Genomic DNA, 16,230 nt, shown 5'->3' on the forward strand with positions numbered 1-16,230 from the left:
CACCTCGTCTCTCTTATATTATACACGACTCCGCTGTTGAGGGTACCATATACAAATACTGATGAATAAGCCCACCAGGGTAAAAGGCAACCAACTAAAACCAAGTTGGTACAAGGGAAAGTATTTTTCTGCAAAATGAATTAATGACATACTAAATGTGGTATCCCGTAAAACCGGTGGGAAAGCATTTATCATATCAAAAAACGCAGGAATCATTGTTATACCTGTCGTGATTCGGTAAATTAACGAAGCTCCCTTGAATAGGGGCGAAAAAATACCTAGTAGGATCAACACAATGGCTAACGGGTAAAGGAACATTAAAACTGGTATCGACCATGAAACGATCCGATCTAATCCCATATTAGCAACTAGAAATGACAATAGGCAATTGCCTCGTAAAAAGGCTTTATAAGAAATCTGGGGGAAACGATAGTGAAAGTCCTGAGCAAAAGCGACTACTAACCCCATCGCCGTTGTCATACACGTGATTGTCGCAAGGGTTAGCAATAATACATTCCCAAAATCTCCCATATAATAATGAGCAATTTGGTTTAATGTTGTTCCCCCATTAGCTGCGATTGCGAATTGATGCCGACTCGTTGTCCCCAAATAAATTAGCCCGATATATAAAATTCCAATTCCCAAAATCCCGATCATTCCACCCTTGGTAGTAGCGAGTGAAACTGATTGTTGAGATTTAAAACCAAGTTGGCGAATTGCGGTAATAATCGTAACCCCAAAAACCAATGCCGCTAATGCATCAACGGTATTATATCCTTGAATAAAACCATTACTAAAGGCATGATTAACATATTCTGGAGTTGGTTGGGGAGTAGTTGTACTTCCCATTGGATAAATAAAGGCGAGAAGAAAGATCAAAAATAACATAATAAGGAAAATCGGATTTAAAACCTTACCAATTATTTCGGTGATTTTTCCCTCACGCGTTGCAAAAAAGTAAACAATTAGAAAAAATGCTCCGGTATAGGCTAATAATCCCCACCCTTGCATCCCTTTACTTAAATATGGCGCAACTCCAATCGTATAAGGAACAGTTGCCGTACGCGGGGTTGCACATAAAGGTCCAATAATTATTTGAACCAGGACAAGGAAAATAAGGGCAAACCTTTTCCCATTTGGTAAAGCTAGTTCATATAATCCATTTGCATGTGTAATACTAATCGCTAGTAATGCAAATAGCGGTAAAAGAACACCAGAAAGCAAGAATCCACCCGTTGCTGCTATCCACTGGTTACCGGCTAATTGTCCTAAATGCACAGGAAAAATTAAATTTCCTGCCCCAAATAACATTCCAAAAATTAGCGACCCAATTACCAAGTAGGTTTTACACGCTGCTTTAATTGAGCTCATAGTTAATCACTCATTCCTTTTCTCTAAATTTAATCTGACGCTAAATTATACCATGAAATAGGCGCCCAGGCAGAAGTACATTTCAAGCAAAAAGGACCGTTACATTCTCTCAAATGTTAACGATCCTTTAAAACTAATTTTTTAAAAAGTTAGCTACCAGTTCCAAAATTTCTTGGCGTCGTGAGCCATTAAACATATGTCCTTCTTCAGGAATTAAATGCAACTCACTGTTAGGCATGATTACATTATATTTCTTTGAAGCTTCAGGGGAAACCACATTATCAGCTAACCCATGAATTAGCAGTGTGGGTCCACTATAATGCTGCGCTGTTTCGTAAATTGGTAAAAGCTGCGCCGTTCGGAAGTAGTCGCCACCAACGGTAAAGCCATGCACATCAACCGTTTCTGGTATATGGTTAGGGTCATACTGGCTTCCCTGACAAACTCCTTTTAGCGCATCATCTTTCAAGGTTGCAGCAGGAGCCAGCAGTACTAGTTTTGTAATAATATCGCGATAATAAGCCGCCAGCATAGAAGCAACTACCCCACCTTGCGAATGACCAATTAGGTAAATCTTCTTTGCTTGCATAGTTGTGTGAGCATAGTCAATGATTTTCATTCCATCCAGGATTTCACTGAAAACTGTCATATCCTTGAATTCACCATCACTATGGCCAGTCCCATCAAAGTCAAAGCGTAACGTTGGAATTCCTTGTTGGTTTAAATGGTGCGAAAGAGCATATAGAATTTTAGAATCATCATATCCCAGATTGCCCTTAAAGCCATGCATCAGAATTGCAATTGTATCGTTTTTAATCGTCGTTGTTCCCTCAAGAAGGCCATATAGTTTTAAGCCATCTCGTTTGAGTGTTATTTCCATCAAACCACCTCTCGCCTATTATACACTGCTTGACTTAGTGTTTTAGTTTCTCCAACATTGCACGATGGTGAGTCTCGTGTTTCTCATCCACCTTAACAAAGAAGTAAGAAACCGCGGCTAGGACGGCAACTACAACCCCAACTGTAATCGTCTTAATCGTAAAATTGGTTACCATATAGCATGAGATTAAGAGTGCCAGCACTGGAATGATATATTTTCCGGGAAGTTTAAACCCATGATTAGGAAATTCATCAGTATGTTTAAACTTAATTACTGCTAAAATTGACGGCACATATTGAACAAACGAAGCAAGCACAATACAAGAAACAAGAAAGAGGTAAGATTGAGTAACTAATAACATTGAAACAACGGCTGTCAGGATGATTGCTACCCAGGGTGCATCATGGCGGTTCTTTTTACCAATCCACTTTGGCAACATCGCGTGTTCATTCGCTAGTGAGGAAATTAATGACGGCGTGTTAAAGGAGGCCGCAAATGCCACCCCGAAAATACTGATCAACATTCCCACAATCACTAAAATATACCCCCATTTACCAACGCCGGTTCCAAAGGCATTTGCAATTGGTGTACTATATTTTGACATCCTAGTTCCCAAAATACCGATTGCTACCAGCATCATTAGCGAATACATAATCGTTACACTAACCATTACGGCGATTAATACACGCGGAATGTTTTTCTCTGGATCAGTCATTTGCTTTGCGGCAATTGGAATAAAGGAAAAGCCGGTAAACATATAGAAAACAACACTAAAAGCTGCTCCAAAGTGCTTTGCAAGCGGCATTGCTCCGGTAGTCGCTGCATGAGGGATTACCGGTGAAAAATTAGCAAAATGAATACAAAAAACGCCAATAACAATAAAAGCAAGGATCGTAATCATTTTTGCAGCTGAAGAGAGGTTATCGACCAACTTAACAAGCGTCCGGCCAAAGAAATTAATAATTGAGAATAATAAAATTAATCCAAAAACAGAAACATAGTATATCCAGTGAGTATTAAAAAGTGGTAAAAAGCTTCGGAGAGTAGTCAACAAAGCTACCACTTCGGCAGATAAAGTACAGCATCCCAGAAACCACGTAAAGAGGCCGAGCTCATAGCCAGTAAACCGGCCAAATGCATTATAGGAATAAAGCCATGCTGCGCCCGATCCAGTGAACCGACTAGAAAGGTCCGCATAACATAATGCAACCATGCTGACCGTAATAGCGGCACAGAGTAAGACAAGAACACTTGCTAAATTCATATCCTTATAGATAACTTGTGGTAGCAAAAAAGCACCTGAACCAATAACACCATTAATACCTAAAAAATATATTGAAATAAACGATAACTTTTTAGGATTTTTCTTTTTAGTATTGATAAGCTCCACCTTCTATCCTTTATAACAAAAGTAATATTACCTTTATTTAAATTCTATTCTTATTTCAAAGGGTTTACAAGTAAGCAAGTTAACCAATTTTTGTATTTTGAATCGAAAAAAGAGACCGAGTTAAACTCGATCTCTTTTCTTAATTTATTAAGTGTTTAATTAGCAATCAGTAGCTGATTACTTAAGACCCTTCCAAGTCCAGTTAGTAACTTCTGGTAAGTCCTTACCTTCTGAACGGATGTAGTGGTTGTGCTTGTTGATCATGTTGTCCATCTTGGCAACAAATGCAGCACTCTTTTGTTCATAACCAGGAACACTTTGGATAGCGTCCTTAGCTAAGTGGAACCGGTCAAGTTCGTTTAATACACGCATATCGAATGGAGTGGTGATATCACCATTTTCTTCGTATGAGTGAATGTGAACGTTACGGTTAGCACGATCGAAGAACAATGCTTGGATCATGTCACGGAATCCGTGCCATGCAAAGATAACTGGCTTGTCAGTAGTGAAGTAACTATTGAATTCAGCATCAGTTAAACCTTCAGGGTTCTTGTCAGTGTTCATCAAACGCATAATTTCGATAATGTTGATGTAACGAATCTTCAATTCAGGGAAGTTGTCATGAAGAATGTCAATAGCTGCAAGAGCTTCTTCAGTAGGTTCAGTACCAGAAGATGCAAATACAACATCTGGTTCAGCACCTTGATCAGTAGATGCCCAGTCAATGTAGCCAAGACCATTGTCAGCCAATTGAGTAGCTTCATCAATAGAGAACCATTGTGCACGTGGGTGCTTAGAAGTTACGAAGAGGTTGATACATTCTTGGTTACGGAATGCCTTATTAGATACAGCCATTAATGAGTTAGTATCTGCCGGCAAGTATTCCTTAACGAGGTCTGGACGTTCCTTTTCAAATAAGTGAGTCAATAGACCTGGATCTTGGTGAGTGTAACCGTTGTGATCTTGTTGGAATACAGTTGAAGTATCAACAAAGTTCAATGCTGGGTATTGGTGACGCCAGTAAAGATCCTTAGCCTTACGTAACCACTTCATGTGTTGAGTAAGCATTGAATCAACAACACGACCGAATGCTTCGTAAGTTGCGAAGAATCCGTGACGACCAGTTAATGTGTAACCTTCAAGGAATCCTTCAGCTTGGTGTTCTGAAAGTTGTGAATCAATAATCCGACCTTGTGGAGCCACATTTTCGTCGTTTGGTTCGTGGACACTTTCCATCCATTGACGCTTTTGACCATCAAGGAATGCGTAAAGACGGTTCGACTTAGATTCGTCAGGACCAAATCCACGGAAGTTAGTTGGGTTCAATTCAGCCATCTTGTTGAGGTACTTACCCCATTCAAGCATGTCTTGCTTTACAACAGAACCAGGATTTTGAACATCAATAGCAAAATCACGGTAGTTTGGTAATACAAGTGGCTTAGGATCGATACCACCATTAGTGATAGGGTTCATAGCCATACGACGGTTACCTTCTGGTGTGTTCTCTTCAACAAGAGCAACTGGGTGACCATCTTCGTCGAATAATTCTTCTGGCTTGTATGACTTCATCCAGTCAACAAGGATGTCCTTGTGTTCCATGTCATCTTGGGATACTGGAACTGGAATTTGGTGTGCACGGAATGAGTTTTCAATTGGGTTACCATCAAGGTCAGTCTTAGGACCAGTCCAACCCTTAGGTGCACGGAAGATAATCATTGGCCATTGTGGTAATGAATCATCATTGTTTTCACGAGCGTTCTTTTGAATAGCCTTGATTTCTTCAACAACCTTGTCCAAAGTCTTAGCCATTTCTTCGTGAACTTCCATGTGAGGCTTGTAACCCTTGAATTCACCATCACAGTCAGCTTCTTTGTAAGCTGAAACAAAGTATGGCTTCCAACCCATACCTTCGAAGTACTTAGTAAGTTCTTCGTCGCTCATCCGTGAAAGGATAGTAGGGTTAGAAATCTTGAATCCGTTAACTTGGATGATTGGTAATACCGCACCATCCTTGATTGGGTTGATGAACTTGTCAGAGAACCATGATGCCATTAATGGACCAGTTTCAGCTTCACCATCACCGATTTCAACAGCGGCAATAACTTCTGGGTTATCTAAGATAGCACCAACACCGTGTGAAAGTGAGTAACCAAGTTCCCCACCTTCGTGGATTGAACCTGGTGTTTCAGGTGCAGCGTGTGATGCAGTACCGCCTGGGAATGAGAAGTGCTTAAATAACTTAGCCATTCCCTTAGTATCTTGTGTATATTCAGGATAAATTTCAGTGTATGAACCATCCAAGTATGAGTTGTTAACCATAACTTGGCCACCGTGACCTGAACCTTCGATGTAGAACATATCAAGGTCATACTTCTTAATTACACGGTTCAAGTGTGCGTAAATGAAGTTTTGAGGAACAATAGTACCCCAGTGACCAATTGGCTTAGGCTTAACATCTTCTGCCTTTAATGGTTGGCGAAGTAATGGATCACCCATTAAGTACAATGTACCAACTGAAAGGTAGTTAGCTGCACGCCAGTAAGCATCAACACTTTCCAAGTATTTCTTGGAATCGTAATCTACTGCCATCTAATAAACACTCCTTCTATATAAATCAATACGTCCTGTGCTTTCTAACAACATAACGTAAATCATTAAATTTACAATGTTAATGATAAACTGTTTTTTCAAAAAGTCAACCTTTTTACAAATTGATACGGTCCAATTATAAAAAATTAATAATTTTAAGCCACTCTTTAGTTTTGCAAACCGGCTAACATCTTTAGTCTAACACTATTTTCCACATTTTACGGTTATCTTGCGTAAACTTATGATAATCTAATGAACTTAAATTAATATTAACCTTCCTGGTCTAAACTAACAAAGGTACTATATTTCATGTATTCATAGTGAATCCGCATATTTGATACTTCAAATGGGGTTCCATCATCTAAAAAGAAGATTCCATCAATTATGCCCACCGGTTCTGTCGAGCTTAACTTTAATAATTTTTGGTCTTGTTTATCTGACGGTGATACACCAATGGTCATGAATGACTTGGTAACTCGTTTTCCCATCTTATCCTCAAGATAATTAAAAATAGAGCCATTAACAATTTCAGGAGATAAGGTTGGTGTAATCTTAATCGGGATAAAACCAGTTTCAATCATAAAAGGTTGATCATCAATTAGTCGTAACCGTTTGATTTGGTAAACAAAGTCATTATCATTGAGGAACAACTCTTCTTGTACATCCTTATTTGCGGGAACAACCTGGTAATCAAGCAATTTAATCCCTTGCTTCTTCCCATCAGCACGGAAACTATCCGTAACTCCCAAATTACTCCCCTCATAATGGAATAAGGATTGATTTTTTAAGTATAACGGATTAATGAAGGTTCCCGATCCGCGCTTTTTGAAGATAATTCCTTCTTGCGCCAATACACCTAGTGCTCGTTTGATTGAACTACGGCTTACCTCGTAAATCTCACTTAAGCTTCGTTCGTCCGGCAATCGCATTCCGGGGTATTCATTATCTAAAATTTTTTGTTTTATATCACGCATCACTGAGCGATATACTAAGTCTGCCATCTAATTAACTCCTCGGATTTATTTAATTCGAATTTTAATGATACACTTTAAGTATAGCAGACCTATTTTAAATTGGGATCTTTTTATAAAATATTGGTGCGACCCAGATAAATTTAGGAGATGATCTTCTTATGAGTAAAAAGAATAAAAAAAGTAAAATGAAAAAAACGCAGGTGGAACAAATCTTAGATAAAAATAATATTCCATATGAGCAAGCTGAATTTCCGACGCATCAAAATGGCGATGTCCGTTCAATGAGCGTTGACCACACCGGCATTGATGAACATATTATTTATAAAACCCTTGTTCTTACTGGTAATGTGACTGGTCCCTTAGTTGGCGTCATCCCCGTCGATACTCACCTTGATGAAAAGAAATTAGCTAAGGTTTCCGGCAACAAAAAAGTTAATATGGTTCCGCTTAAAAACTTGTTAAAGACAACGGGGTATGTTCATGGTGCTAACACGCCTGTAGGAATCTATGAAAAATTTCAATATCCGATTTTTATTGATAATGAAGCAAAAGAACAAGGTGAAATTTATGTTTCATCTGGAAAAATTGGTCGATCGGTTAAACTAAACGCTGAAGACTTAGCTGGATTAGTTCATGCAACTTTTGCTGATTTAGAACAAAAGTAGTTTTCCATTGATTGACCTCCCTAGGTGTGAAGACTAAACTTATTACTATAGTTTTATTTAAGGTCATTATAGAAAGGTCCTGAAAAAATGAAGAAAAATCTATCTGCTTGTACAACCGTCCTTGTAGGCCGTAATGCCACAATTGACGGTTCAACCATGGCAGCACGGAACGATGATACTTTCGCTCCACTTACACCACAACGTTTTGTAACTTATCCGGCATACCATAATCATCCCAATCAAGTTAAAGCTTATTTAAATAAGTGTGTGATTGACCGGCCTGCTGATGGCTATCGTTACCAAGGCACACCTAATGTCGACTACAAAACTGAAGGAGTCTTTGACGAAAGTGGTTTTAATGAAAAGAACGTTGGGATGAGCGCCACAGAAAGTGTTTATGCTAATGCACGGGTTTTAGCCTGCGATCCGCTTAATAGTGAAACAGGAATTAACGAAGACCTTATCGTCGCCGCTACCCTCCCTTTCATCGATAGTGCACGCGATGGGGTTGCTTACCTCGGTAAATTAATCGCTAAATACGGTTCTGCGGAAGGAAACGGGGTTATTTTCAGTGATAAAGATGATGTTTGGTACATGGAAATCGTTACCGGACATCACTGGGTTGCACAACGGATTCCAGATGATGCATACGCTGTTACTGGAAATCGAATTGCCATTCAACAAGTTGATTTTAATGATAAGGCTAACTTTATGTGGTCTGACGGAATTCAAGAATTTGTTTCAAAGAACCACCTTAACCCGGACAAGTACGAATGGAATTTCCGTCATATTTTCGGAACTGCTGATATTTTTGATCAACACTACAATACTCCACGCCAATGGTACGGCCATAAGGTGTTAAATCCGGAAACTGAATTTGATCCGCTTGATTTTGATATTCCATTTATTATGCAAACGGATCATCGAATTACCCTTGAAGACGTGGAAAAGATTCTTAGTAGCCACTACCAAGGAACCCCTTACGATCCATTAGGTCATGAAGGTACCGACCAGCAAAAGCACATGTTCCGACCAATTTCACTAAACCGGACACAAAATTCCCACGTTCTTCAGGTCCGCAATGACTTACCGGAAGCCGCTTCAACGATTATGTGGATGAGCTTTGGTATTCCAACCTTTACCCCATACGTTCCATTCTTTGGTAATGCTGAAGATATCGATGTAAGCTATCGGGAAACTCCAGAGAAACTTAATATGGATTTAAAGAGTGCTTACTGGATGTATCGGGCACTTTCAATGATTGTCGAATCACACCATGCAGAATTTTCTAAGGCTGACTTGGATTATCTCAAAGATGCCCGTGAATATCTCTACCGCTGGGTAAATGAAGTTGCTCCACAGGTTAAGGGGATGTCCTCTTCTGAAGTCAGTGCTTTCTTAAGTTCAAAGACACATGAAATGGTTGCCGAAATGGCTAAACGAACAAAAGCTTTAATGGCTGAGTTAGTAATGAATGGACTCGAACTTTCTAAGTTAACATTCCAAATCGATAAGAATTTGTAAAAATAAAATGAGGCTGAGAGAAAACTTAGGGCATTATAACCTCGCCCTCTGGTTTTCTCTCAGCCTCAACTATTTTTATGAACAATAACAAGATAACGTGCAAAACAACCACAAGGCTCGAGGCTAAGTCCGAACGACAATCAGCCCGTGCCGTGCTAATCATCATTCTAGCTTAGCCCACCGCCTTGTCGAGAAGGTTGTTTTACACTCACATTTTTCTTTAATTATTTCCGGCAAATTGACTATTATAAAGATTAGCGTAAAAACCTTTTTTATTCATTAATGATTCATGATTACCTGTTTCGATAATTTTTCCATGGTTAACCACGACAATCTGGTCAGCTTTCCGAATCGTTGATAGACGGTGAGCAACAACAAAACTAGTTCGTTCTTGTTGTAAAGCATTCATCGCTTCTTGAATCAAGACTTCTGTTCGGGTATCAACGGAACTAGTTGCTTCATCCAGAATTAAAATTTCCGGATCAGCTAAAAATGCCCGCGCAATCGTTAATAATTGTCGCTGTCCCTGTGAAATATTAGAAGCGGACTCGTCTAAGACCGTTTGGTAACCATCAGGCAGTTCACGAATGAAAGCATCTGCCCGGGCCATCTTAGCAGCATGGTAGACTTCTTTATCCGATGCATTCTCATTCCCATACTTAATATTTTCAAAAATCGTCCCAGTAAAGAGCCAAGTATCTTGAAGCACAATCGCAATATGCTTACGTAAGGCATCACGAGTCATTGAACGCGTATCTTTCCCATCAAGATAGATATGGCCACTTTGCGGATCATAAAAACGCTCTAAAAGATTGATAATGGTCGTTTTCCCTGCTCCGGTTGGGCCAACAATGGCGACCATCTCATCTCGCGGTGCTTTAAGGTTAAAGTCTTGAATAAGCGGTTCATCAGTATAGCTAAACTTAATATCTTTAAATTCAACTTTCGGAATATCCTTTCCAGTAAGGGATGGAATATCTTCAACCTTATCACTCATCTCTGGTTCATCCAAAACAGCAAAAATACGTTCTGCCGAAGCAATTGTTTGTTGGATGGTGTTACTTAAATTCGCAATTTGGGCAATTGGTTGAGAAAGCTGATTGGTATATTGCAGAAATGCTTGCACATTACCAAGAGTAATCTGACCATGAATAACTTGAATAGCTCCAACCACTACTACAACAAGGTACCCAAGATTCCGAATAAAGACCATCATTGGCATCATTAAGCTAGAGAAAAATTGTGCTTTCCATGCTGCTTGGTAGTACTGATGATTCTCTTTATTAAACTTTTCTTCTTCATCTTGTTCCTTGTTAAATGTCCGCACAATCGTATGAGCAGCGTACGTTTCTTCTACTTGGTCATTAATTTTTCCCAAAGCGGCTTGCTGACGGCCAAATAGTCGTTGTGAAGTAGGAGCAACAAAAGCAACTACCAGAACACTAAGCGGAATTGTGACAAGGGCAATGATTGTTAATTTCCAACTAATTGTAAGCATTAAAATGAAAACACCAACAAGCGTCAACAAACTCGTGATGATTTGAATCAAACTTTGCTGGAGGGTTCCCGCAATATTATCCATATCATTAACCATTCGGCTCATAATATCGCCATTATTATGGGTATCATAATATTTAATTGGCACCTGGCGCATTTTCTCTTCAAAATCTTGACGCAAATTGTAAACAACACGTTGCGATACCCGTGTCATAATTTGTAACTGGAGGAAACTAAATAGTCCAGAAAATAAATAAAGCAAAATGACGGTAATTCCAATTTGCCAAATCCGAGTAAAGTTAATTGGAAGGGTACTTAAGTGGGCACCAGCTTTCATTTCTGCATACCCTTTAAGCATTCCGTCATAAATGATCGTCGTAGCTTCCCCAAGAATTTTTGGTGCTAAGATTGACAAAATAACGGAAATAACGGCTAAGAGAATTGAAAAAATAACCCCCACTCGCCATGGTCGTAAATAGGCAATTAATCGCTTTGTGGTTAGCCAAAAGTGTTGAGCTTGTTCAGGTACTCGTGGTCCTCTACGCACGATCAACATCCCCTTTCTCGACTTGTGACTTAATTATTTGTTGGTAAGTTTCATTATGTGCTTTCAATTCTTGATGAGTACCTTGACCAACTACCCGTCCTTCATCAAGCACAATAATTTGGTCAGCATCAACAACAGTAGAGATTCGCTGAGCCACGATAACCGTTACGGCACGTTGAATTTGTGGGTCTTTTGCTAAGGCCGCCCGGAGTTTTGCATCAGTTTCAAAATCCAAAGCCGAGAATGAGTCATCAAAAACATAAATCGACGCTGGCTTAATAATTGTTCGAGCAATCGCTAACCGTTGGCGTTGACCACCAGAAAAGTTACTCCCGTTTTGCTCAACAACTGCGTCCAATCCCCCTTCTTCACGGACGAAATCTGCCGCTTGCGCAATTTCAAGCGCATGCCACATTTCGTTATCTGTTGCTTCCTCATACCCAAATTGAAGGTTAGAACGAATAGTCCCACTAAAAAGAACTGCTTGCTGTTGGGTAATAGAAATAACCTCATGCAGATTATGCTGACTAAGCTTTTTAACTGGGACACCATCAACTTTAATCTCCCCGCTTTCAATATCAAACAACCGCGGAATTAAGTTAACCAAAGCTGATTTACCTGAACCGGTCCCTCCAATAATCGCTAAAGTCTGACCTGCTGTAACTTTAAAGTTCAAGTCATGCAAAGCCAATCTTTCCGCCCCATGGAAACGAAAATCAACATTCTTAAATTCAAGCGAGGCTGGTTGATTAATCGAAATCTTTTCTTGATCTTTTTCCGGTGCATCATGAATACTGATCGGCTGGTCCAGAACTGCATTAACCCGGGTAGCAGATGCCGATGCTCGTGGAACAAAGACAAAGATCATCGAAAGCATCATAAAGCTAATCATAATCTGAGTTGCATATGTCATAAAGGCAATTAAATCCCCTACTTGCATGCTCATATTAGCTACAAGATGGCCACCCAGTAAAATAATGGCAACATTTGTCATCCCTAAAATAAGCGTTACTACTGGGAATAATGTCGAAACAATTGTAAAGGCCTTGATCCCGGTTTGCGTGTAGTCCTCGTTTGCTTTTTTGAAGCGATTTTGTTCCCGCTCTTCCTGTCGAAAAGCACGGATAACTCGAACCCCTGTCAGTCCTTCCCGGAAGATTAAGTTAATGCGATCAGTTTTTTTCTGAATGCTCTTGAATAGCGGAACCGCAAAGTACATAACCGCCATGACAATAATTGCTAAAATCGGCAGACTAATAAAAAACACTTTAGTTAGTTGTGGTTCTCGAACATAAGCTAGAACACAGGCCGCAACAAGCATCACAGGTGATTGAAGCATCATCCGAAGCATTTGCACCATGACATTTTGAATCTGCACAATATCATTGGTTGATCGCGTAATTAAAGATGAATCGCCAAACTCATCCATTTCACGATTCGAGAAACGTAAAACCTTATGATAGATCTGGCTTCGTAGCTTTTCACCCACCTTCATTGATTGGGTCGCCGCAAAATAAACATTTAATCCAGCTGCCACTAATCCAATCGCAGCCACAATCAGCATCTTAATTCCCTCATTCCAAATTACGCCCATATCCTTTTGCACAATTCCCCGATTAACAAGGTCGGCGGTAACTGTCGGCAAGTATAGGTCACACGAAACTTGGATTAATAAAAAGAAAACTGCACCAATTGTTGCCCATAAGGCTAAATTTTTTCGTGCTATACGTATCAAAACAATCCTTCCTTCATCCATTTTTAGTCATCTTGAACTATTATACAGATTTTTTAAAAAATTAGCTTTTATTCTGATAATCCCTTTGATTAACACTTTTGTATAAGATAGAATATTATTTGAAAGCAATTACACACTTTTGGCACATACAGAAAGAAGATAGATATTTATGGTTAAAAAAATTTTTGCTTTTAGTATCCGAAAAGATGAAGAACCTTACGTTAAAGAATGGGCTAAGGATCATCCCGAAGTAGAAGTAGAATATACGGATGAACTCTTAACTCCTGAAACTGCCGCAAAAGCTAAAGGAGCTGATGGGGTAGTCGTTTACCAACAACTTGATTACACACCAGAAACGCTACAAGCACTGGCTGACGAAGGCATTACAAAGATGTCACTACGTAATGTTGGTGTTGACAACATTGACATGGCTAAGGCTAAAGAACTTGGTTTTGAAATTACCAATGTTCCTGTTTATTCACCAAACGCAATTGCCGAACATGCTGCTATTCAAACAGCCCGAATTCTTCGCCAAACCAAGGTCTTAGATGAAAAGATTGCTAATGGCGATTTACGTTGGGCCCCAACAATTGGTCGAGAAGTGCGTGACCAAACTGTTGGTGTTATCGGAACTGGCCATATTGGACGTGTTTATATGCAAATTATGGAAGGCTTCGGTGCTAAGGTAATTGCATATGACCCATTTGAAAATCCAGAATTAAAGAAACAAGGATATTACGTTGACAACCTTGATGATCTATATGCTCAAGCTGATGTGGTTTCTCTTCACGTTCCGGCTACCAAAGAGAACTTCCATATGATTGATAAAGATGCAATTGCTAAAATGAAAGACAATGTTGTAATTGTTAACTGTTCACGAGGCGCATTAGTTGATACTGATGCTGTAATCGAAGGACTTGATAGTGGAAAGATCTTTGGCTTTATCATGGATACTTACGAAGATGAAGTTGGAATCTTTAACGAAGATTGGCGTGGCAAGGAGTTCCCTGACAAGCGACTTAAAGACCTTATCGATCGTTCAAATGTCCTTGTTACTCCACATACCGCTTTCTATACTACTCATGCTGTCCGCAACATGGTTCTTAATGCCTTTGATAATAATCTTGAATTAATTAATGGTGAAGAAGCTGATACACCAGTTAAAGTTGGTTAAAATTTAATTTAATTTTAAATAAGCTCGACTATTAGTATAGAACTAATAATCGGGCTTTTTCATTTACTAAACTAGCGCTGTTTGTAAAGCACACGCAAGGAGGCCGCCAACAATTGGGCCACACATTGGAACCCATGCATACCACCATTCTGAAGCTCCCTTATTAGGAATCGGCAAAATGGTATATGCTAACCGTGGTGACCAATCACGGGCTGGATTCAAGGCAAAGCCAGTGGTTGTCCCAAGACATGTACCAACAACTGCAATAACCATTCCTACAATAAATGGCTTCAATCCCTGTGTAAAGTTACCAAGATTTAATAAGATGAAAATAAATGCAAAGGTCGCAATCACTTCTGAGAAAAAGTTAAAAATTGGACTATTTATCGCTGGACGAGTAGCAAAAATACCAACATTATTTCCTTCTTCTTCATTTGGAGTTACTTTAAATTGTGGATAGAATTGAATAATTACTAATACTGCACCAACAAACGCACCAAGAAATTGACCAAGTAAGTAAGGTATAACGTTACTCCAAGGGAATAAGCCAAAAATAGCAAAAGGAATTGTTACAGCGGGATTTAAGTGCCCTAATGAGCCCAGAAATCCTGCAACATAAACTCCCATTGTAACTGCTAAGCCCCATGAAATACAGATAAACCACCAGCCACTTTGTTTCCCATATGTTTTATTCAAACTATTACCAGCACAACATCCTGCTCCTAATAGGATTAAAACCATGGTGCCAAAAAATTCGCCAATAAATCCATGCATGTCTAAACACCAACCTTTTTATATTATTTCCAAATTGTATGCGTTTTCTATACATATAATGCTAACACATTAATTATGCATTTTATTGTCTTTATTGTATTAACTGTTCAATAGCGGCAATATTTTACAAATTAATACACAAAAAAATCATGTTCCTTACCATAAATTATTAGCTTTTCTTTAAAAGAAAACCTAGTCCCAAGAAAATAATCACCAAGAAAATCCCACAGTAAATATATCTTTGTGGATGTCCTTTTACATGTCCATACCGATAATCATTATTATACCGTTGCATCGCTCCTATTATTAATCCACTAATTCCATTTATTGTTGGACTAAGAGCAAAGGACGCCGACACTCCGCTCATTTCATTATTAATAAAGCTAAACATAATAAAAAGGACTCCACTCACCACTGTTGAAATTATCGTTGCAAGATTAATTCCAACTAGCAGTTCATAGATAATACTGTTATTAGCTGGAACCTTAACAAGTATTCTTGGCATCTCTTGCCAACTTCTTGCAATAAAGAAAATGAGTAAAATGCAATCACCAATAATGAACGGTAAAGTCCAACCATTATGTAATTCTAAACTTGGTGGAGTTACAATCCCTGCAGCGCATAAAACTACTATTGGCCAATACATTGAAGCAAATCTTCGGCGTGATTGCGGTCGTTCTAGGAGAGCAAAAAATTGTCCCAAAAGAGCTTGCAAGCAATTTAAAACAATAAATATCATGACCCATATATTTAAGTAGCTAGGAATTAGTACTACTTTAGGCTGTCCCCAAGCTAAGACAATTGAAATAATTAAAATAATAGCTAATAACAAAGCCCTTGGTGCATATGTGGAAAGATTTCGATATTTTTCTAATCGTTGATAAATTAGTATTAGGTTATAAATGTTCATCACTAAAATAACAGCTGAAACCAGTAAAACAGAGTCCTGCAACTGATTGGGGGATGGTGGTTGGCCACCTAAAATAATATATGCTGACATTGTACAAAGCCATCCCACTGTCCACATCAATGGAATAGTTGGTGTCAAGATTAATGGCTGACGTGGCAACCATTGTTCCATGTGAAACACCTCCTTAATATGGTATCTTA

The 16,230-nt window shown here is 39.0% G+C and carries 12 protein-coding genes; 3 read left to right on the forward strand and 9 right to left on the reverse strand.

What is annotated here, in order from left to right; genetic code table 11:
* Window positions 1-18: 18 nt before the first annotated feature.
* From brnQ to CBG10_RS05450, 5 genes are all read right to left on the reverse strand, one after another.
* Complete coding sequence (gene brnQ, locus CBG10_RS05430; RefSeq protein WP_094511918.1) at window positions 19-1,371, reverse strand: branched-chain amino acid transport system II carrier protein; 1,353 nt, start codon at window positions 1,369-1,371, stop codon at window positions 19-21.
* A gap of 133 nt (window positions 1,372-1,504) precedes the next feature.
* Window positions 1,505-2,251 (reverse strand): alpha/beta hydrolase, encoded by a 747-nt coding sequence (locus tag CBG10_RS05435; RefSeq protein WP_094511919.1) that lies wholly within the window; start codon window positions 2,249-2,251, stop codon window positions 1,505-1,507.
* Between the two features lie 34 nt (window positions 2,252-2,285).
* Entirely contained in the window at window positions 2,286-3,641 is a 1,356-nt protein-coding gene (locus CBG10_RS05440; protein ID WP_094508298.1) for an APC family permease, read from the reverse strand.
* A 177-nt stretch (window positions 3,642-3,818) separates the two neighbouring features.
* A complete protein-coding gene (locus CBG10_RS05445; protein WP_094511920.1) occupies window positions 3,819-6,230 on the reverse strand; it encodes a phosphoketolase family protein in 2,412 nt (803 codons plus the stop codon).
* A 269-nt stretch (window positions 6,231-6,499) separates the two neighbouring features.
* Window positions 6,500-7,231 carry a GntR family transcriptional regulator gene (locus tag CBG10_RS05450; RefSeq protein WP_094511922.1) on the reverse strand — a complete coding sequence of 244 codons (732 nt, stop codon included), beginning with the start codon at window positions 7,229-7,231 and terminating at the stop codon, window positions 6,500-6,502.
* Between the two features lie 131 nt (window positions 7,232-7,362).
* Between CBG10_RS05450 and ybaK the strand changes: the two genes are divergently transcribed.
* Together ybaK and CBG10_RS05460 are read left to right on the forward strand one after the other, a co-directional pair.
* Window positions 7,363-7,869 (forward strand): Cys-tRNA(Pro) deacylase, encoded by a 507-nt coding sequence (ybaK, locus tag CBG10_RS05455; protein WP_094501580.1) that lies wholly within the window; start codon window positions 7,363-7,365, stop codon window positions 7,867-7,869.
* Window positions 7,870-7,956: 87 nt separating this feature from the next.
* Window positions 7,957-9,393, forward strand: coding sequence for a C69 family dipeptidase (locus CBG10_RS05460; RefSeq protein ID WP_019252057.1), 1,437 nt, complete (start codon window positions 7,957-7,959; stop codon window positions 9,391-9,393).
* Window positions 9,394-9,613: 220 nt separating this feature from the next.
* Here CBG10_RS05460 and CBG10_RS05465 read toward each other — a convergent pair whose 3' ends face one another.
* The gene (locus tag CBG10_RS05465) at window positions 9,614-11,446 is read right to left on the reverse strand and encodes an ABC transporter ATP-binding protein (RefSeq protein ID WP_094511923.1); all 1,833 of its coding nucleotides are present in this window, start codon (window positions 11,444-11,446) and stop codon (window positions 9,614-9,616) included.
* Entirely contained in the window at window positions 11,430-13,172 is a 1,743-nt protein-coding gene (locus tag CBG10_RS05470; RefSeq protein WP_094512003.1) for an ABC transporter ATP-binding protein, read from the reverse strand. Before CBG10_RS05470 ends, CBG10_RS05465 begins: the two co-directional genes overlap by 17 nt.
* Before the next feature lie 169 nt (window positions 13,173-13,341).
* On the opposite strand from CBG10_RS05470, the gene CBG10_RS05475 reads away from it, so the two are divergent.
* Window positions 13,342-14,346: a D-2-hydroxyacid dehydrogenase gene (locus CBG10_RS05475; protein ID WP_094511925.1), complete on the forward strand. Its 1,005-nt coding sequence runs from the start codon at window positions 13,342-13,344 to the stop codon at window positions 14,344-14,346.
* 66 nt (window positions 14,347-14,412) lie between these two features.
* Here CBG10_RS05475 and CBG10_RS05480 read toward each other — a convergent pair whose 3' ends face one another.
* Complete coding sequence (locus CBG10_RS05480) at window positions 14,413-15,120, reverse strand: MIP/aquaporin family protein (protein ID WP_094501568.1); 708 nt, start codon at window positions 15,118-15,120, stop codon at window positions 14,413-14,415.
* Window positions 15,121-15,289: 169 nt separating this feature from the next.
* Window positions 15,290-16,201 carry a hypothetical protein gene (locus CBG10_RS05485; RefSeq protein WP_225361472.1) on the reverse strand — a complete coding sequence of 304 codons (912 nt, stop codon included), beginning with the start codon at window positions 16,199-16,201 and terminating at the stop codon, window positions 15,290-15,292.
* Between the last annotated feature and the right edge of the window lie 29 nt (window positions 16,202-16,230).

The organism is Limosilactobacillus reuteri (assembly GCF_002254085.1).
Classification (GTDB): domain Bacteria; phylum Bacillota; class Bacilli; order Lactobacillales; family Lactobacillaceae; genus Limosilactobacillus; species Limosilactobacillus reuteri_K.